The organism is Mycobacterium sp. (assembly GCF_035499775.1).
Taxonomy (GTDB): domain Bacteria; phylum Actinomycetota; class Actinomycetes; order Mycobacteriales; family Mycobacteriaceae; genus Mycobacterium.
Genome location: NZ_DATJYB010000036.1, coordinates 1 through 17,167, shown reverse-complemented (window position 1 = coordinate 17,167; position 17,167 = coordinate 1). Strand labels below are relative to the sequence as shown.

The window sequence follows — 17,167 nt, the reverse complement described above, 5'->3', positions numbered from 1 at the left end:
CGCACGCACGGCGTGGTCCTCCAACGCCACCGGGGCACCGAACAGCGCCATCACCCCGTCGCCGGTGAACTTGTCGACAATGCCGCCGTGCCGGCGCACCACTTCGTTTGAACGGCTTAGCAACTCGGACATGATGTCGCGCAGCCGCTCCGGGTCCACCGCGGCCGCGATGTCCATCGAGCGCACGACATCGGCGAACAGGACCGTCACCTGCTTGTACTCGGCCGCCTCGTCGGCCGGCGTGGTCGGCATGGTCGGCGTGCCGCACTCATCGCAGAACTTCGCCGTCGGGCGCAATTCGGTGTTGCCGCACGACCCGCACTTCATCGGCAGCACCCCCGGCCGTCGCGGGCAAACTCTTGACGCATCGTAGGCATCCCTGTCGAAGTAAGCCGAGACCAAGCATAGGACCCCGCCGCCTTTCCCGGGCCAGCTCGGCCGATCACGAGGTCACCGGGGTCGTCGGCGCGCCCACGATAGCGTCGAGAGATGGGCGAAATAGATCTGGAATCCCTTTCGACAACCGAACACGGTTACACGGTGGACGACGACGACGAGGACGACCCGGTTTTGCTCGACCGGGACGGCAAACCTATCGACACGTGGCGCGAACGTTATCCCTACGATCACCGGATGCCGCGCGACGAGTACGAGCGGTTGAAGCGGCGGCTGCAGATCGAGCTGCTGAAGCTGCAGAAGGACAGCAAGCGCACCGGCGCCCGGCACGTGATCTTGTTCGAAGGTCGCGACGCTGCCGGCAAGGGGGGCACCATCCAGCGGTTCATGGAGCACCTCAATCCACGCAGCGCCCGGGTCGTAGCGCTGGAAAAGCCCAGCGAGCGGGAAAAGACGCAGTGGTATTTCCAGCGCTACATCACCCATCTGCCGGCCGGTGGTGAGATCGTGCTGTTCGACCGCTCGTGGTACAACCGCGCGGGCGTGGAGAAAGTGATGGGATTCTGCACACCCCATGAATACTGCGAATTCATCGAGCAGGCACCGTCTTTCGAGCAGATGCTGGTCGACAACGGGATAATCCTGACCAAGCTGTGGTTCTCCATTTCCCCCGCCGAACAGCGCACTCGGTTCGCCATCCGATTGGTCGACCCGGTACGGCAGTGGAAGTTCTCGCCGATGGATATGGAGTCGGTGAACAAGTGGGACGACTACACCGCGGCGAAGGAGGCCATGTTCGAAGCGACCGACACCGAGATCGCGCCGTGGACCGTGGTCAAAAGCAACGACAAGAAGCGAGCCCGCATCAACGCGCTGCGCTACGTTCTCGCCAGATGCGACTACGCCGACAAGGACGACGAGGTGGTGGGCGAACCGGATCCGCAGATCGTCGGCCGCGCATTGGCTGACTGAGCGGTGCGCCGCTGGCTTACAACAGATCTCACTGACTCGTAAGATGCTGAGGCGAGTCAACGCATCGATTTCAAAGGAGACTTCTTCATGTCCGACGCGACGTCTACCTGGCTGATCACCGGATGCTCGACCGGACTGGGTCGCGCGCTGGCCGAAGCCGTGATCGGCGCCGGCCACCATGCAGTGGTCACCGCACGCGACGTCGCACGAGTCTCCGACCTGGCCGACGCCGCACCCGAACGTGTGCTCGCCGTCGCCCTGGACGTCACCAACCCGGAGCAGGTCAGCGTCGCCGTTCAGCAGGCCCAAGAAAAGTTCGGCAGCGTCGACGTCCTAGTGAACAACGCGGGATACGGCTACCGCGGCGCGATCGAAGAAGGCGACGACGCGCAGGTCCGCCTGTTGTTCGAGACGCACTTCTTCGGCACCGTCGCGATGATCAAGGCTGTCCTGCCCGGCATGCGCGCTCGCCGGAAGGGCGCCATCGTGAACATCTCCTCGATTGGCGCGCAGCTGACCCCGGTGGGATCCGGTTACTACGCGGCGGCGAAGGCCGCCGTCGAAGGCCTCAGTGGAGCCCTGCACGGCGAGCTGCAACCGCTGGGCATCTCGGTGACAATCGTTGAGCCTGGCGCATTCCGGACCGACTTCGCCGGACGCTCCCTCGTCGAGTCGCCGACCAGGATCGACGACTACGCGGCCACCGCCGGGCAGCGTCGCAAGGAGAACGACACCATGCACGGCAACCAGGCCGGCGACCCCGCCAAGGCCGCCGCCGCAATCATCGCGGCCGTCGAATCAAGTGAGCCGCCGTCCTTCCTGCTGCTGGGGCCCGACGCGCTGGCCGCCTACCGCTACATCGCGCAGAGCCGCGCGACCCATATCGAAGCCTGGGAATACCTCACCAGCAGTACCAATCTGGACTCGTGACCGGGCGCGAGGCGACGCACTACGATCGGTCACGATGATCCCCGATGACCTAGAGACACTGGCACTCGACCGACCCCACGACGGTGTCGTCGTTGTGCGGCTGAATCGACCCCAACGGCTCAACGCCATCGACGAAGTCATGCAGACTGAATTGCGAAGAGCCCTCAGCGATTTAGCCTCTGACCGCGACACCCGTGCCATCGTCCTGACCGGCGCGGGTCGCGGCTTCTGCGCCGGGATCGACATGCGCGACTTCGGCCCCAGCGTGCCGGAGGCCACTGCACCCGCGCTGGACCGAATGCTCTTTCAGGAGAAGATGGCGGCACTCGCCGAAGCCGTCCGTCAACTACCGCAGCCTGTCATCGCAGCCGTCAATGGCCCCTGCGTCGGCGCGGGATTCGCCCTGTGCCTGGCATCCGACATCCGGATCTGCTCGACGACAGCCTCTTTCGGCAACGGGGCCATCCTGCTCGGGCTGTCGGGCGCCGAGATGGGCATGAGCTACCACCTGCCGCGGATCGTCGGCACCAGCGTGGCCGCCGACTGGATGCTCACCGGCCGAACCGTATCGGCCGAAGAGGCCGATCGGCGCGGTCTGGTCAGCGAGATCGTCGAACCCGATCGACTGATCGCCCGGGCGGTGGAGTTGGCCTCGCTGATCGCGGGTCTCGCTCCGCTGGGCGCTCAGCTGACCAAACGTGCCCTGCAGGTCAACACCGACGCGGCGAGCCTGTCGTCCGCGCTGGAGCTGGAGAACCGTAATCAGGTCATCTCGCACGCGACCGACGACGCGGCGGCACGCCGCACAAAGTGGTCTTCATGACCGGTCCCCTGAAAGGTATCCGCATCGTCATGATGGGTGGCCTGGGACCGGCCCCGTTTTGCGGAATGCTGTTGGGAGACTTGGACGCAGACGTCGTCCGCGTCGATCCCGTCGGGGGTGTGGACGGTGGGTTGCCCATCGACTACGCGGTGCGGCGCAGCCAACGGTCGCTGGCCGCCGACGTGAAGGATCCGCGCGGCCGGGACCTCGTGCACCGGTTGGCGGCGCAGGCCGATGCGTTCGTCGACGTGTACCGCCCCGGCGTGGCCGAGCGGCTGGGCATCGGCCCCGACGCGCTACGCGAGCGCAATCCGTGTCTGGTCTACGCCCGCATGACCGGTTACGGGCAGGACGGACCACTGGCCGGGCACGCCGGTCATGACATCAACTACCTGGCCCTGGCGGGTGCGTTGCACGGTATCGGCACGGCCGAATCTCCGGTGCCGCCGCTCAATCTGGTCGGTGACTACGGCGGCGGCGGCATGCTGCTGGCGGTAGGACTGCTCAGCGCGATCATCGAGGCGCGGGAGTCGGGCGAGGGTCAGGTAGTCGACGTCGCGATGGTCGACGGCGTGGCCACGCTGCTGGCGCCCTACTTCGGGATGCTGGCCGCCCGCACCTGGCGGGATCGCCGCGAGGACAATCTGCTCGACGGCGCCGCGCATTTCTATGGCGTGTACGCCACCGCCGATGGGCGCCACGTCGCGGTGGGCGCGATGGAGTCGAAGTTCTACGCCGAACTGTGCGAGCGCCTCGGTGTGAGCGTGCCGCAGGACGCCGACCGGCCGGCCGCGTGGGCGTCGCATCGCCTGGCACTGGCTGCGCGTTTCGCCGAGAAGTCGCGCGACGAGTGGGCGGCGGTCCTTGATTCGCCGGGATGCTGTGTGACACCGGTGCTTTCGCTGTCCGAAGCGCCGCGGCATCCGCATCTGACGGCACGCCAAACGTTCATCGACGTGGACGGCGTTACCCAGCCCGCGCCTGCCCCGCGCTTCTCGCGCACCGCGCCCGAGGCGCCATCCTCCCCGTCGCTGCCGGGCGATCACACGCACGCACTGCTCGGCGAACTGGGATTCGACGCGGACACCATCACCGCGCTGGAGAGCGCGGGCGTGGTGGCGCAAAGCAAGTCCTAAGACGAGAAAGGACCGCAGATGTCGTGGGATTTCTCCACCGACCCGCAGTGGGCGCAACAACTCCAGTGGGTCGAAGACTTCGTGCGCGCCGAATGCGAGCCGATCGACCTGATCGTGAAGGAGTCCCACGACCTCAACGATCCGGTACGCCAAGCGCTGATCCCGCCACTGCAGGAGATCGTCAAACAACGCAGCTTGTGGGCCACCCATCTCGGGCCGCATCTGGGCGGGCCGGGCTACGGACAGGTGAAACTGGCGCTGCTCAACGAGATTCTGGGCCGCTCGGAGTGCGCGCCCATCGTGTTCGGCTCGCAGGCACCGGATTCCGGCAATAGCGAAATCCTGGCGCACTACGGCACACCGGAGCTCAAGGCCCGCTACCTCGAGCCGTTGCTGGACAACCGCATCGTGTCGTGTTTCTCGATGACCGAACCGCAGGGCGGCGCCGATCCGAAGGTGTTCCGCACCACCGCCGTGCCCGATGGCGACCACTGGATCATCAACGGGGAGAAGTGGTTCTCGTCGTTCGCCTCGATGGCGTCGTTCATCATCGTGATGGCCATGACCGACCCCGACGCACCGCCCTATCAGCGCTACTCCATGTTCGTCGTTCCGGGCGACACCCCGGGGATCAACGTGATGCGCGATGTCGGGCTGGGATATCAACCGGTGGGCGGTGGGCGCGAGGGCTATGTGCGCTACGAGAACGTCCGGGTGCCCGACGATCACATGCTCGGCCCGCGCGGTGGGGCCTTCGTCGTCGCCCAAACCCGGTTGGGCGGCGGGCGGATTCACCACGCCATGCGCACGGTCGGGTTGGTCCGGCGCATCTTCGACATGATCTGTGAGCGGGCGGTGTCGCGCTACACCCAGGACGAGGTGCTGGCCAACAAGCAACTCGTCCAAGAGATGGTGGCCGACTCATGGATGGAGATCGAGGCCTTCCGGCTGCTGACTCTTCAAACAGCTTGGAAGATAGACCAATTCAACGACTATAAGGCGGTGCGGGCAGACATCTCGGCGGTGAAGGCGATGATGCAGAAGGTGCTGCACGACGTGTCGTCGCGGGCACTGCAGCTGCACGGATCGTTGGGTACCACGCACGAGATGCCCTTCGTGCAGTACCTGGTGGAGTCGTTCGTGCTGGGCCTGGCCGACGGTCCGACCGAAGTGCACAAGGTGACGCTGGCCCGCCTGTTGCTCAAGGACCGCCCCGCTGCGCCCGATCTGTTTCCCTCCGAACATCTTTTGCGGCTGCGCGAGGCCGCGGAGGCGAAGTTCGCCGACCAGCTGGCCGGCATCCCGCGCGGCTAGCGCCCGCGCTGCCACCAAGGATCTTCTAAGAAATCATCCAGTCCGCATCCGCACGCTAGGTCCTTCAACAACAGCGCAACTGAAAGGACCGCCATTGCCCCTCATTGGTTCCCTCGTCAAAGCGGTGACAAGCTGGGAGTTTGTCACCGTTGTCATTCTGTGGGTCGTCTTCTTGTCCGTCGAAGCACTCGTTCCGCGAATTCGCTACGACCGGACTAAAGAACACTTGGCGCTCCGGGTACGCCGGAACATCACCGTCGGGTGCATATACCGCCTGGCGGCCCTCCCATTGCTGATCGCACCCGTCATGCTGGCCGCATCGCATATCTCCCTCTGGCACCGTCCGGCGTGGATGAGCGGCCCCGCATTCCTGATCGTCGATTTCATCATTTTCGACTTCGGCCAGTACGCAATGCACTGGGTGTTCCACAGGTCGAAGTACCTGTGGAGATATCACATGGTCCACCACCTGGATCAGCACCTGGACGTGACAACAGGCGGCCGCGCGCATTTCGTCGAACACGTGATCCTGGCCTGGGTGAGCGCCGCGGCAGTGCTGATATTCGCGATACCGTTGCACTCAGTGCTCATTTGGCAGACGTTGACGTTCTTCTTCGTCCTGTATTTACACATCAATGTGCGGGTCGGGCAGCGGCTGCAGCGCTTCGGCGGCCTCGTGTTCGCCACTCCGGCGTTCCACGACATCCACCACGGACGCAAGATCGAATACACCGACTCCAACTACGGGTTTGTACTGTCGATCTGGGACTACCTCTTCGGGACGTACTCGACGATGACGCGACCCGAGGGCTTCTCCAACGGCCTCGACGACCACGGCGACTACTCGGCGGCTGCGCTGACGCTGAACCCGATGTTTCGGCGCGGCAGGCCCTTCCGGGAGGAGGAAAGCGTAGCGCGGGCAGTCCGTCACACGGCTTTGGTGGTGCCGACGTAGGACAGCACCACGTCGGACTGGTCCGTCTTCCGGGTGAGCGTGGCATAGGAGCGGATGAACGATTGCCCCACGCATCCGTCGATCTTGACGTGGAAGTTGCTGATCATCACCCAGGGATTCGAGCTTCTGAACTCCTTCTCGACCACCGGCACGACGATTACGAGCCCGGGCTTGAGACCCACGCTGAGCACGCCGTTGACCGGGACGGAAATCAGCGGCAGCAGACCCGTTGTCGCACCGGGAAGCAACGCCGTCGTGCCGAGAGACGGGGTGATGCCGCTGGCACCCGACATCGTGACGCCGTTGGACGTGCTCATGTCGATTCCACACCCGATCTCGTAGCCCACCTCGAACTCTCCCTGGCCCGGCTGCGGTCCGGCCAGCGAAGCAACGTATATCCCGCTGGAGAGGTATTCACGAGACGAGATCGCCGTGGTCAGCGGCGGCACGGGAACTTGCTTCTCGTCCTTGGCGCCCAGCGCCAGGGTCCAGCCATCAGGCGTGGTGAGGGTTGCTGGCGGATTCGAGGGCACAAATCCCTCGGGTGGCGGGGCGGCATCAGGCGGCGGTGGCGGGTTGGGGTCACCGCCTGCGATGGGCGCCGCCGTCACCGATATGACGAGGCAAACTGCGAGATGCGCAGCGCGGCGCACCAGCACGGCTATGGGCCTCACGGGCGTCACCGTACGCAGGTCGGATGCGCGGTACTGCATTTGCCAGCGGGGCCAGCAAAGTTGTTGTCTGTTCGTGACTGGTACGCGACCTGCGCGCGCAACGCTTTGTTAGCCGGCTCCCGACTGGTGGGTGTGGCCAGAAATTATGCTCCTGTCGGCTCGCCGGGGGGTTAGACTGGTGGCTTACCGGCCAGCCTTGGGGATTCTGAGGCCAGACGACAGAGAGGGCGGCGATGAAACGTCATGCGTTCGCTCACGCGGTGCTGGTCGGCGCGATTGGCATTATGGCTCTCGTGTTCGGCGCGCCCGTAGCCCAGGCTGACCCAGAGCCGTTTTTGCCGCAGCCGCCCGGGATCACGAATGAGATACTTCAGCAAATTCCGGCGTTTTATACAGACCCGCGCGATCGCGACGGCCCACGACGCAGCCTTGGTGGCAAAGGTATGCAGTGCCAAAATCTGTGGGCCCGTTGCCGGTAACCGGCGCCTAATTCAGCATCGACCGGGCGCGCGCCAGCAACCTCGGCAGCACGTCGGCCATCGCCTCCAATTCGGCTCGCGGTGACCGCCTTCGCCGGTTGTGCTTGACGATCAACGCCCAGGTGGCCGCCGACTTGAAACACGCCAGCGCGACAAACCAGGACAAGTCGCCGATTTCACCGAGTTCATCGATTTCTGGGCCCAGCCCCGCCCGATAGATCCGGGCTATTTCGGCCGTCGGCGGTGCGACGCCGGCGGCAGCGGGAACACGCCGGTAGGTGGCCGGGTCGCAGTTGATCAGAAACCAGCCCGCATCGATACGCGGGTCACCGATCGACCAGATCTCCCAATCGATTACCGCGTCGATCCGGTCTCCGACCGCCAGCAGGTTGCCTAGCCGGAAGTCACCGTGCACGACACTGGGGCCAATCGCCGTTGGCGCGCAACGCAGCAGCGCATCGCGCACACCCCGCCAGTCGGGTACCAGCGCGGCGTCGACGGTCTGCAACGTGGCACACCACCGATGGACTTCTGCGACGGGATCGATCACCGGTTCCTCGCCCAGGCCGAGGCCGGCCGGCGACAAACTGTGCAGGGTGGCCATCACCCGGCACGCGTTGCGGTAGCGGTCGGGCAGCGTGACCACAGCGGCGCAACCGTCGAATAGTGGCTCCACGCAGTCCCCTTCGACACGGGACATCACGAACAGGGGCGGAACATCGGGAGGTTGCCCCGAGTCCTGCCACAGTACCTGGGGAACCGGAACCCCAGTCCCGGCAAGCGCTTTCATAACGCGGGCCTGACGCAGCACGTCGCGGTGCGCGACCGGTTCGACGCCGGGCGGGGCAACCTTGATCACCACTTCCCGACCGTCCCGCACGCCGCGAAAGGTGAGGCTGGAAGCACCACCTGCCAGTGCGGTCACATCGGCGACCCCGGCGCCGCCGAGCCGCTCTCGCAGCACGTCGACGTCGATCTCAATCATGCTCGACCAGTCAGCGGGCCGGCGCGGACCAGCCGACCTCGGCCAGGAAAGGCTGCGTGTGCGCGATGCGCCCGGTCATCGTCTCCGGATCGCCCGTGCACAGCCGCAACGCGGTCTCGGTGATCAGCTCGATGTCCTCGGTGTCGGTCTTGGCCAGGTCCAGGGTCCCGGCCCCGGGGGTCGCCACCGGGTTGGACGGCGCGGCGGCATTAACGACGATGCCATCGTCGTAGAGTTCGGCGGCAAGGCTTTTCGTCAGCCGATTGAGCGCGGCCTTGGCCGTTCCGTAAATGCCGAAGCCCGCGGTCCGGTCGAAGTCGGAGAACGGCGGTCCGGGCGGCAGGTCGCCGCCCACCGAGGTCACGTTCAGAATCCAGCCCCGACCGCGTTCGCGCATCGCCGGAATTGCCAACTGGCTCAAATGCAGCGGCCCGAAGACATGCATCTCCATCATGAGCCGGACCCGGCGGTCCGGGAATCCGTCAAGGGCCCGCAGGAATGTCACCGCGGCGTTGTTGACCAAGATGTCAGGGGCGCCGACCGAACTCGCCACCTCAGCGTAAAGCCGTTCGCGCTCATCGGCTTTGGATAGATCCGCCTGGATCGCGACGGCCCGGCCGCCGGCGGCGGTGATCTCGTCGAGAGTTTGACGCAACGATCCCTGGTACTTGGGGTCAGGGTCCATCGTGCGAGCGGTCAGCGCCACCGTGGCCCCCTGTGCGGCCAGCCGCGCCGCGATCGCCTTGCCCAACCCCCGGCTGCTTCCGGTGACCAGAGCCACCTTCCCGGCACAGCGTTGGTCTGCGCTCATCTGTCGACCTCCTGCGGTCCGCGGACTAAATACGGCGGCCCGGCGAGCCTCTTCGGGCACGCGCCCCTTCGACCGAGTAGCTCCCGGCGCCCATGAAGACCAGCAGGAAGAACCCGAAGCAGAAGAGTATCGCCGGTAACCCACCATTTCCCCCGGGTGGCTCACCGACCGGCCACAGTGCCTTTGGTTGATGAATCCAGAAGTAGGCGACCGCCATTTCTCCCGACGCAATGAACGCCGCAGGCCGGGTGAACAACCCGGCCGCGATCAGCAGCCCCGTGACCAACTCGATCAGCCCGGCGTACCACCCGGGCCAGTCTCCGACCTGGACGGCATGTGAAAGCGGTACGGGCCAGCCGAACAACGTGTTCGAGCCCTCCATGGCGAACAGTAGGCCGAAGACGAACCGGAACAGGCTCAGCACGGCCGGCGCATAGCGGGCAAGGCGTGGGTTGAGGTTCTTCATCACCACACCACGTTACGGGTCACGATATTTCCAAATTCGCCGCGGGCATTGGCTGCGTCTTCGTAAACTCTCCCTGACTTTATTGCGCGTAGACCGCAAGGCTCTGGCCAGGCGGCTCGGGGGACACAGCATGATCAGCACCGGCATCGGGACCGCGGCGCGGACCGCCCGTCTCGCGGTGCTGGCCGGTGCGATCGCGCTCGGCCCGGCGATCGGCACCGCCCAGGCCAATCCCTACCGGCCCGACCCGCCGAGCAGCACGGGCACGCTATACGGCGATCCCGCGGCGGCCGGCCGGTTCTGGCGTCACCAGGAGCTTGACGACGACTGCGTACTGATGGCGGTCGCCGACGTGGTCGGTGAACTGACGGGTGACCAGCCGACCGAAGAGGCCATCGTTGCGGTGGCCGCATCGACTCCCAGCACTGTCCACAAGGGACCGATCTACACCAAGCCGGAGAAACACAAAGCGGATGAGGGCACCTCTTTTGCCGATGAACCGGTGTTGCTCGCGCACTACGGTATCCACGCCGTGAGCTCCTACCAGAACGACGGCCCAAAGGGCGGTGCCCTCACGGCTATGGACGTGCTCGAGCAAGATTTGGCCAAGGGCCGCAAGGTGATCGTCGGGCTCAACGCCGAACTCATCTGGGGCAGGTCGGTCAAGGGCAAAGGCTCAAGCGGCAGGCCGGACGCCAACCACGCCGTGGTGGTGACCGGCATCGACACGTCGGCCGGCCTCGTGCACCTCAACGACAGCGGTAGCGACGGAGGCCGAGACGAGCAGGTAGCCATCGACGTCTTCGCCCGGTCGTGGGCGACCAGCGGCAATCAAATGACCGCCACCGACTAGCGTTGCCTCCCCCACCTTCGACGCGCCCATAGTCATGGCTCAAATCGTGGGATGTGTGTCGTTTTCGCCACTGCCAGTTCCGGGTCGCCGGCTCCTACCGTGGTGGCATGAAGCTGATTCCAGACCTCCCAGAGACCGCGGTCGCGCGCGCCGCGATCGCGTTGTCCCAGTCCACCGAGTCGCCGTCGGTGTTCAACCACAGCGTGCGGAGCTACTTGTTCGGCGAGTTACTCGCCAGACACGAAGGCATCCGGCCCGGCGCTGACTACGACAGCGAGGCTTTGTTTTTGGGCTGCGTGCTCCACGATCTCGGCGCTGGCACCGCGGCGCCCGGCAAACAGCGTTTCGAAGTCGAGGGCGCTGACCTGGCGGCGTCGCTGCTTACCCAGCACGGCTGCGAACGCGCGGTGGTGGACGCGGTGTGGGAGGCCATCGCCCTGCACACCTCCTTCGGCATCGTCGGACGGCGCGGCCCGCTGTGCTATCTGGTCAACGGAGGTGTCGGCCTGGATTTCGGGCGTAACGCCGACTTCGTCGACGAGCAGACCGCCGCGGCGATCCACGCGCGCTACCCGCGACTGTCCATGGCGCGCGCGCTGATGGACGCGATCGTGACGCACGCACAGCGCAGCCCGGAAGCGGCGCCCCCTTACTCGATGCCAGGCGACATCCTGCGCGAACGCGAGGCCAACGGCATCACCATGTTGGAACTCGCTGCTTCCCACAGCCGCTGGGGCGAATAGTTCCGTCCCCCATGGGTTTCCGTCGCTAACACTGGTCGCCCACGACGGTCGCCGTCCAGGCGAGCAGGCGCCGCCACAGCTGGTGCCGGCTCGACGACATGTTGTGGCAGTGCGCGCTGCCGGCCAGCACGACCGTGGTGACATCGGGGCTGCTGGGATACAGGCGGGCTTCGGCGCGCGGCTCGGGTGAAACGTCCACGGCGCCGTAGCCGATCAGCACCGGAACGTCGATGTGTGCGGCGTGCTCGGCGACCACACCGGGAATCATGGCGGTACCGAACACCCGCGGCACCACCGATTTCGTTGTGCCCAAGTCAGTTTCGACGACATCGGCGGGGACATCGGGAAGGTGAAACCAGCTCTGCAGGTGCTCGCGTGGGCCCTCGAAATAGGACTGTGGCAGCGCGGCCAGGATTTCGGCGGCGAGCGCGGCACGGCCCTGCGATGTCGCGGCACGGGCGATGAACGCCGGATCCAGGTTCAGCGGTGCGACGTGTTGATTGGTACAGCCCAGGATCGCCAGCGCGGTGTAGCTGGAAAACAGCGCTTGCTGGGTGATCGCCAGATACCCGCCCAACGAATGCGCGACGGCCACCGCAGGCAGCCGGTCGCCGGTCACGCTCGGCAGCGTGGCGACCGCCTGCGCGAGGGTGAGCGCGATGTCGGTGAAGTCGAAGTCGCGCACCGGTTTGGCGCTCTCGCCAGTGCCCAGCGGGTCGATCGTCAGGACGGCATAGCCGTGCTCTGCGGCGAACTCGGCGAAGCTGTACCCGTGCCGCCCGGCAACGACGAGATCGAAGTAGTCGCGGCTATAGGTGCCCCCGGGCAGGCAGACCAGCACGGCGGCCGCGCTCCGCGCCGGGTAATACGTCGCCGCGAGCCAAGCGTCCTCTCCGACCACCTCGCTGACGTCAAAGCGCATCGGTGACCGCTCGTGTGCCGAAGAAGTCATGGGGCGAGAATAGGTTTCGTGGCTCCGAAAAGGTCGATAACCCCGCGGATCGTCGTCAACGACGTGCCAGGCTGTGCGTCGTTCTTGAAGTCGACCTTCGGCGCCGAGGGCGAGGTGCTGGTCGACCGGCCGACCGAGCTGGTCATCGGAGACTCCAGCCTGATGATCTCCTCGCTGGGCGAACGCGAACATTTCCCGGCGTTCCTCTACATCTACGTCGACGACGCCGACGCCACCTATCAGCGCGCCCTTGCCGCCGGCGCCGAAGTCATCGAGACGCCGAGCGACCAGTTCTACGGCGACCGCAGGGCGATGGTGAAAGACGCGTACGGCAACGTGTACCAAATAGCCACGCCCATCCGCCCGGGCTAGCCGACCGAGGCTTTGGCATTCGCCAGCCGCAAGACCGTTCGCATTGTCTCGACGTCGTCGGGCTCGCCGGCAAAGTGCAACCGGCGCAGCGCGGTAAGACGTTGTGTCGCTGTGCTGCCCAGCCGCGCGGTCACCAAGTCGGATGCCGACGCGGTCAAGGTCGCGTCGGGTTCGTGCCGCGCCGCGCCGAGCCGCCCGCCGGTGACGGCGAAATCGAAACTGCGGCCGTCGATCTGGGCGCGATAGGTTGCCTCTACGCCTTCGGCGCCGACGGAGTGGAAGCCCAGCAGCACGCCGACAAGGAAGCCGTTGAGTGGCGATCGGGATGCGCGCCTCAAGCTCGCCGCGCCGTTGGGCGGAGCCGACAACCTGGATGTCTTCGCTTACCGCGATCGAGACCTGGTGGCTGGTCCTTCCCGTCGCCGAACGGCTTGGCCTGGTCACCGAGGACCTCGCCGACCCCGACGCGTTGCTGTCCCTATGGCGGGAGGAAGCCGCCGCGGCAGGCGCGGTGGTCATGATGCCGCAGATGATCACCGCCTGGTCTCGCATGCCCGGCGCGGCGTAACGATCGGTGGCGGGGCCTATCGTGGCCTAATGGCTGATAGCCAGCCCGTCAGCCCCTACACCGACCTGCTGACGGCGATCAGCGCCGACCCACCCGGCCTGCTCGTGCTACGCCACGAACGCGCCGGCGACGAGTTGTGGGCAACGGTCCGCCGGGCTGATCCGCATGTCGAATTCACCCACACCCTGCTGGTCAACGTGCTCGCCGGATGGGAGCTGTACCCCGAACTGCGCCTGCAGGCTCCGGACGACGAAACGTCGAGCGAACTCCATCGGCATGACGGGTCCGTGCCGTGCTCGGACGAGCGCTGCTTTTACGGCTGGCTGCTGCATGTCGACGCACGCGACCGTCACGTCGTCTACCAGATCGGCAACTACCACCCGGCGGGCGACTCGTGGCACGCCGGGTGGCCCGACTGATTTCGCGGTGGTTGCGGCGCCGATCGTCAATCGGCCCGGCGCCTGACCGCAGGGCAAATCGACCAGCGCCGCCTCTGCGGGGCGGTGGCGTTAGCCGCGCCGGGTCGCGCCGGGTCCCGGAGGCGGGACAGCGGCGGGGCCGGCCGACAATCGATACAGAGTCTAACTTCTTTGCCTCCCAGGCGAATCCGCGACTAACGACAATCCTCTTCGGACCGTTCCGGCGCCGGGCACCGCGGCGGTCGCCGGGCCGCCTGGACGCTAACTACGGAGAGCGGGCAGCGCGGCTCCGCTACGTTCGGGCACTGCCGAGTTATTCCGATGTTTTGGTTTGCTCTGTAACGTCAAACCCTGCGATGACAAATCCGCTCGTCAGCGGCTCTCACCGCAGGAAGAGGAGTTCACAATGAACAACCCAGTCGCACATCTTGCCCTCGGCGCGGGCCGGCTACCGGCTCTGCTGGCAGCGGCTGCGATAGTCGCGGCCGCCGCGCCGCTGGCCCTGTCACCCATGGCCGCGGCCGACCCCACTCACAGCGTCACCTTCCAGATCACCGGCCACGGCGACGCGTTTTCCATCATCCCCGACCCCGGTACTCCGGTGTACCCGGCGAACACCAACACCTGGGTTCCGCTGCCGTGGTCGCAAACAGTCCAGGTGACCGGAAGCCCATACCTGGCGTTGAACTGGACCGACCACAGCGGCACCCACGACTGCAAAATCCTGGTCGACGGCAAGCCCGTTCCGCTCACCGAGCACTCGCCAGGTCGGTGCGCCTACCAGATCCCGGGGTAAAGCGCGACGCGCTGGCGGCGATAGGCCGGCTTCGTCTTCGTAATCGATGGTGATGCGCAGCGGGTATTCGTGGTTCGTGGGTGCGCCACGACGGTGTCATCGCCAATCGGTGACGAAGTGACGGTCTACCGGCAACGTGATGTTGGTGTCGCCGTTCAGTCCGATGCCGATGTCGTGGTTGCCGATGTTGCCAAGGCCAAAGTGCAGACGCGGCAACGCCTGCGGCGCCGATGCCCCGATGTGATAGCCGGCCATATCTGCAGCGGCATATCTGCTAATAGTGGGCCGCGCAGTCGGGCTGCCTGGTTCAGGTCAGCCCACCGACGAGTCGGTGCCCGAGAGCGTCAGTTTGGGGCCCTGACCCGGCAGAGGCATGTTCGACATTTTGTAGTCGAGCGAGAACTGCTTGCCCGCAGCGTCATTGAGCACCACGGTGGCGTTCCCGGTGAAGCTATCAGCGCCCCTGGTGGGCATGGCGTTGATGCTGCAGTCGAACTTCGTGCCAGCCTTCGGTTCGACCCTGGCACCGGCCGGACACATAACCCGAGTTTGACCTTGAAGCAGCTTCCCCTGGTGGTCCGCCTCGATCTGATGCGCTGCGGCAGTCTGGATGTGGCCCAGGTCGAAGGCCGCCGCCGATGTCGGCGGTGCCGACGCACCTGACCCGGACGACGTGCCCGACCCCGAATGGCTTCCCCCGCCGCAACCGGCCAAAATGATGGCGGCGACCGCTGCCACTGACCCAATCCGTGCGTACTTCAGATCGCGTTCAGCAGAAATGCGCGAATAGCCCATGTCCTCCCCTTTGCCTGGTGCCGATGACCGGGGATTGCCGATCGCAATCTTCTTCAAACACCAAAAGTATCTACTTCGTGCTTCAGACTGCGATACACCTTCCAGTTGAAATCATATTTTATTCCTATGAATCTCAATTCTGACCCATAAACTTGCACTGGAATCCCAGCAACCAAGTGCGGGTAACTATGGGAAGTCTCCCTTTCCTCTCACCGTCTAGTTGCCATCGCCGGTGGCGTCGCCGGAGCACGCCGCGACACCGCTGGACGGTTTCCATGTTTCGGTTTGCTATGTGACGTCAAACCGAACCACCGCGATGACAAACCGGTCGGCCGTCCCTTAAGCCGAACGAGAAGCAGTTGACAATGACCTAACCAATCACGAATGTCGGCCCGCGACCCAAGGCACTTTCCGGTTTGCTGGCCGCGGCGGCATTAGCTGCGCCGATCGCGCCTCAGGTTGTATTACCCACGGTCGTCGCCGACCCGGCGAACACCAGCACCTGGGTTCCGCTGCCGTGGTCACAAACAGTCCAGGTGACCGGAAGCCCATACCTGGCGTTGAACTGGACCGACCACAGCGGCACCCACGACTGCAAAATCCTGGTTGACGGCAAGCCCGTTCCGCTCACCGAGCACTCGCCAGGTCGGTGCGCGTACCAGATCCCGGGCTAGAGTTATCCGGCTTCCAGGCCCAGCCGCCGCGGTTGCCTGCTGTCGATGCGCCGCCATTGATAGCCGGCTTCGTCTTCGTAATCGACGGTGACGCGCAGCGTGTAATCGGGGCTCGTGGTTGTGTACGCCATGACGCTGTGTTGACTCGGCGGCAGGGTGCCTCGCCAATCGGTGACGAAGTGACCGACCAGGGCGTCCCGCAACGCTTGTTCGACCGACTGCGGTAGCCTGCGATTCCGCAGCGATCCCGATAGCGCCGCCAGGACGGACCGATCGAAAGCCTGATCAACCGGCAACGTGTTGTTGGCTTGCGTGCAGCCGCCGGGCACTTCAATTCCATTGGCATCTACGGCTGCAACGTCGACGTTGAGGATCCTGGCGACCGCGTTGCTCAAATTGTCGATCCTGACCGTCCACCACGAGTCACCAAACATCGGCGTTCGCACCGAGGAGGGAACCACCTTGCGTGCCTGAGCCGCAATGCGTTCCCGCGCGGCGCGCTCGAGTGCCTCCAGCCGAGCCTTGTGGTTTCTGCGTTCCGCGGCCGCCTTCCTGGGCTCCCGGATAACGGCGACATACAGCGCGATGAGCACGCCAACAGTGGTGGCGATCGCTGACGTCGCTTGAATTTCCTGAAACCACACCGACACTTGATTCACGCCGCCTGGCGTGCCCTGCGCAGTAGTCACGGCAGCACTCCAACTGTCAAGCCGTGACCGGCTGGGCCGGTTGCGGGTAGTCGTCGTAGAAGCCGGCACCGGTCTTGGCTCCCAGTCGGCCTTGCTGGACGTAGTCGCGCAGTAGGCGGCGGGGTCCTTCGGGGTATTCGGGGTGTTCGGCGCAGTAGTGTTCTTCGATGTCGAGCACGACGTCGAGGCCGACTTGGTCCATCATCCGGAAGGGGCCGGCCGCGGAGCCGGTGTTGATTTGGAACATCCGGTCGACTTCTTGGGGTGTGGACACGCCTTCGGCGACGACTTCGAGGGATTCGCGTTTGACCGCGGCCCAGACCCGGTTGAAGATGAATCCGGTGCTTTGCTTGCGTGCTTCGAAC

General features: G+C 65.3%; 24 protein-coding genes. 13 read left to right on the top strand and 11 right to left on the bottom strand.

Going from position 1 to position 17,167, the window contains the following annotated elements; genetic code table 11:
• The coding region (locus VML93_RS02165) for an adenylate/guanylate cyclase domain-containing protein (RefSeq protein ID WP_325607200.1) at positions 1-327 on the bottom strand (327 nt) is incomplete at its 3' end.
• 162 nt (positions 328-489) lie between these two features.
• Between VML93_RS02165 and ppk2 the strand changes: the two genes are divergently transcribed.
• The 6 genes from ppk2 to VML93_RS02135 all read left to right on the top strand — a co-directional run bounded on the left by ppk2 (position 490) and on the right by VML93_RS02135 (position 6,526).
• Positions 490-1,368 carry a polyphosphate kinase 2 gene (gene ppk2 / locus VML93_RS02160; protein ID WP_325607196.1) on the top strand — a complete coding sequence of 293 codons (879 nt, stop codon included), beginning with the start codon at positions 490-492 and terminating at the stop codon, positions 1,366-1,368.
• 87 nt (positions 1,369-1,455) lie between these two features.
• Complete coding sequence (locus tag VML93_RS02155; RefSeq protein ID WP_325607194.1) at positions 1,456-2,298, top strand: oxidoreductase; 843 nt, start codon at positions 1,456-1,458, stop codon at positions 2,296-2,298.
• A 34-nt stretch (positions 2,299-2,332) separates the two neighbouring features.
• Complete coding sequence (locus tag VML93_RS02150) at positions 2,333-3,121, top strand: enoyl-CoA hydratase/isomerase family protein (RefSeq protein WP_325607192.1); 789 nt, start codon at positions 2,333-2,335, stop codon at positions 3,119-3,121.
• A complete protein-coding gene (locus VML93_RS02145) occupies positions 3,118-4,257 on the top strand; it encodes a CaiB/BaiF CoA-transferase family protein (protein ID WP_325607190.1) in 1,140 nt (379 codons plus the stop codon). The genes VML93_RS02150 and VML93_RS02145 overlap by 4 nt, the downstream gene beginning before the upstream one ends.
• 18 nt (positions 4,258-4,275) lie before the next feature.
• Positions 4,276-5,571, top strand: coding sequence for an acyl-CoA dehydrogenase family protein (locus VML93_RS02140; RefSeq protein WP_325607188.1), 1,296 nt, complete (start codon positions 4,276-4,278; stop codon positions 5,569-5,571).
• A 94-nt stretch (positions 5,572-5,665) separates the two neighbouring features.
• Positions 5,666-6,526, top strand: coding sequence for a sterol desaturase family protein (locus VML93_RS02135; protein WP_325607186.1), 861 nt, complete (start codon positions 5,666-5,668; stop codon positions 6,524-6,526).
• On the opposite strand, the gene VML93_RS02130 is transcribed toward VML93_RS02135, so the two are convergent.
• The 4 genes from VML93_RS02130 to VML93_RS02115 form a co-directional block, all read right to left on the bottom strand.
• Positions 6,499-7,185 carry an MspA family porin gene (locus VML93_RS02130; protein WP_325607202.1) on the bottom strand — a complete coding sequence of 229 codons (687 nt, stop codon included), beginning with the start codon at positions 7,183-7,185 and terminating at the stop codon, positions 6,499-6,501. The two genes, VML93_RS02135 and VML93_RS02130, sit on opposite strands and share 28 nt — an antisense overlap.
• Positions 7,186-7,686: 501 nt before the next feature.
• The gene (locus tag VML93_RS02125; protein ID WP_325607184.1) at positions 7,687-8,664 is read right to left on the bottom strand and encodes a phosphotransferase family protein; all 978 of its coding nucleotides are present in this window, start codon (positions 8,662-8,664) and stop codon (positions 7,687-7,689) included.
• A gap of 10 nt (positions 8,665-8,674) precedes the next feature.
• Complete coding sequence (locus VML93_RS02120) at positions 8,675-9,475, bottom strand: SDR family NAD(P)-dependent oxidoreductase (RefSeq protein ID WP_325607182.1); 801 nt, start codon at positions 9,473-9,475, stop codon at positions 8,675-8,677.
• Between the two features lie 25 nt (positions 9,476-9,500).
• On the bottom strand, positions 9,501-9,944 hold the full coding sequence (locus tag VML93_RS02115) for a DoxX family protein (protein ID WP_325607180.1): 444 nt from the start codon (positions 9,942-9,944) through the stop codon (positions 9,501-9,503).
• A gap of 127 nt (positions 9,945-10,071) precedes the next feature.
• Between VML93_RS02115 and VML93_RS02110 the strand changes: the two genes are divergently transcribed.
• Entirely contained in the window at positions 10,072-10,794 is a 723-nt protein-coding gene (locus VML93_RS02110; protein WP_325607178.1) for a hypothetical protein, read from the top strand.
• Between the two features lie 107 nt (positions 10,795-10,901).
• Positions 10,902-11,537: an HD domain-containing protein gene (locus VML93_RS02105; protein WP_325607176.1), complete on the top strand. Its 636-nt coding sequence runs from the start codon at positions 10,902-10,904 to the stop codon at positions 11,535-11,537.
• Positions 11,538-11,562: 25 nt separating this feature from the next.
• Here the strand turns inward: VML93_RS02105 and VML93_RS02100 are convergent, their stop codons facing one another.
• The gene (locus VML93_RS02100) at positions 11,563-12,489 is read right to left on the bottom strand and encodes an alpha/beta hydrolase (RefSeq protein ID WP_325607174.1); all 927 of its coding nucleotides are present in this window, start codon (positions 12,487-12,489) and stop codon (positions 11,563-11,565) included.
• Between the two features lie 18 nt (positions 12,490-12,507).
• Here VML93_RS02100 and VML93_RS02095 point away from each other — a divergent pair, with 18 nt between their 5' ends.
• Positions 12,508-12,861 carry a VOC family protein gene (locus VML93_RS02095; protein ID WP_325607172.1) on the top strand — a complete coding sequence of 118 codons (354 nt, stop codon included), beginning with the start codon at positions 12,508-12,510 and terminating at the stop codon, positions 12,859-12,861.
• On the opposite strand, the gene VML93_RS02090 is transcribed toward VML93_RS02095, so the two are convergent.
• On the bottom strand, positions 12,858-13,199 hold the full coding sequence (locus VML93_RS02090) for an SCP2 sterol-binding domain-containing protein (protein WP_325607170.1): 342 nt from the start codon (positions 13,197-13,199) through the stop codon (positions 12,858-12,860). The genes VML93_RS02095 and VML93_RS02090 overlap by 4 nt on opposite strands.
• Before the next feature lie 35 nt (positions 13,200-13,234).
• On the opposite strand from VML93_RS02090, the gene VML93_RS02085 reads away from it, so the two are divergent.
• The 3 genes from VML93_RS02085 to VML93_RS02075 all read left to right on the top strand — a co-directional run bounded on the left by VML93_RS02085 (position 13,235) and on the right by VML93_RS02075 (position 14,644).
• Positions 13,235-13,429 (top strand): hypothetical protein, encoded by a 195-nt coding sequence (locus VML93_RS02085; RefSeq protein ID WP_325607168.1) that lies wholly within the window; start codon positions 13,235-13,237, stop codon positions 13,427-13,429.
• Between the two features lie 29 nt (positions 13,430-13,458).
• A complete protein-coding gene (locus VML93_RS02080; protein ID WP_325607166.1) occupies positions 13,459-13,848 on the top strand; it encodes a hypothetical protein in 390 nt (129 codons plus the stop codon).
• Between the two features lie 406 nt (positions 13,849-14,254).
• Positions 14,255-14,644, top strand: coding sequence for a hypothetical protein (locus tag VML93_RS02075; RefSeq protein ID WP_325607164.1), 390 nt, complete (start codon positions 14,255-14,257; stop codon positions 14,642-14,644).
• Between the two features lie 96 nt (positions 14,645-14,740).
• Here the strand turns inward: VML93_RS02075 and VML93_RS02070 are convergent, their stop codons facing one another.
• Together VML93_RS02070 and VML93_RS02065 are read right to left on the bottom strand one after the other, a co-directional pair.
• Positions 14,741-14,899 carry a hypothetical protein gene (locus VML93_RS02070; protein ID WP_325607162.1) on the bottom strand — a complete coding sequence of 53 codons (159 nt, stop codon included), beginning with the start codon at positions 14,897-14,899 and terminating at the stop codon, positions 14,741-14,743.
• 57 nt (positions 14,900-14,956) lie between these two features.
• The gene (locus tag VML93_RS02065; protein ID WP_325607160.1) at positions 14,957-15,496 is read right to left on the bottom strand and encodes a hypothetical protein; all 540 of its coding nucleotides are present in this window, start codon (positions 15,494-15,496) and stop codon (positions 14,957-14,959) included.
• A 479-nt stretch (positions 15,497-15,975) separates the two neighbouring features.
• Here VML93_RS02065 and VML93_RS02060 point away from each other — a divergent pair, with 479 nt between their 5' ends.
• Positions 15,976-16,113 carry a hypothetical protein gene (locus tag VML93_RS02060; protein ID WP_325607158.1) on the top strand — a complete coding sequence of 46 codons (138 nt, stop codon included), beginning with the start codon at positions 15,976-15,978 and terminating at the stop codon, positions 16,111-16,113.
• A gap of 2 nt (positions 16,114-16,115) precedes the next feature.
• Here the strand turns inward: VML93_RS02060 and VML93_RS02055 are convergent, their stop codons facing one another.
• On the bottom strand, positions 16,116-16,802 hold the full coding sequence (locus tag VML93_RS02055; protein ID WP_325607155.1) for a hypothetical protein: 687 nt from the start codon (positions 16,800-16,802) through the stop codon (positions 16,116-16,118).
• 16 nt (positions 16,803-16,818) lie between these two features.
• The coding region (locus tag VML93_RS02050) for a 3-hydroxyacyl-CoA dehydrogenase family protein (protein WP_325607153.1) at positions 16,819-17,167 on the bottom strand (349 nt) is incomplete at its 5' end.

Coding starts and splice junctions, on each gene's coding strand:
- ppk2 (WP_325607196.1), top strand. CDS start 490: ATGGGCGAAATAGATCTGGAATCCCTTTCGACAACCGAACACGGTTAC.
- VML93_RS02155 (WP_325607194.1), top strand. CDS start 1,456: ATGTCCGACGCGACGTCTACCTGGCTGATCACCGGATGCTCGACCGGA.
- VML93_RS02150 (WP_325607192.1), top strand. CDS start 2,333: ATGATCCCCGATGACCTAGAGACACTGGCACTCGACCGACCCCACGAC.
- VML93_RS02145 (WP_325607190.1), top strand. CDS start 3,118: ATGACCGGTCCCCTGAAAGGTATCCGCATCGTCATGATGGGTGGCCTG.
- VML93_RS02140 (WP_325607188.1), top strand. CDS start 4,276: ATGTCGTGGGATTTCTCCACCGACCCGCAGTGGGCGCAACAACTCCAG.
- VML93_RS02125 (WP_325607184.1), bottom strand. CDS start 8,664: ATGATTGAGATCGACGTCGACGTGCTGCGAGAGCGGCTCGGCGGCGCC.
- VML93_RS02120 (WP_325607182.1), bottom strand. CDS start 9,475: ATGAGCGCAGACCAACGCTGTGCCGGGAAGGTGGCTCTGGTCACCGGA.
- VML93_RS02110 (WP_325607178.1), top strand. CDS start 10,072: ATGATCAGCACCGGCATCGGGACCGCGGCGCGGACCGCCCGTCTCGCG.
- VML93_RS02105 (WP_325607176.1), top strand. CDS start 10,902: ATGAAGCTGATTCCAGACCTCCCAGAGACCGCGGTCGCGCGCGCCGCG.
- VML93_RS02100 (WP_325607174.1), bottom strand. CDS start 12,489: ATGACTTCTTCGGCACACGAGCGGTCACCGATGCGCTTTGACGTCAGC.
- VML93_RS02085 (WP_325607168.1), top strand. CDS start 13,235: ATGTCTTCGCTTACCGCGATCGAGACCTGGTGGCTGGTCCTTCCCGTC.
- VML93_RS02080 (WP_325607166.1), top strand. CDS start 13,459: ATGGCTGATAGCCAGCCCGTCAGCCCCTACACCGACCTGCTGACGGCG.
- VML93_RS02075 (WP_325607164.1), top strand. CDS start 14,255: ATGAACAACCCAGTCGCACATCTTGCCCTCGGCGCGGGCCGGCTACCG.
- VML93_RS02070 (WP_325607162.1), bottom strand. CDS start 14,899: ATGGCCGGCTATCACATCGGGGCATCGGCGCCGCAGGCGTTGCCGCGT.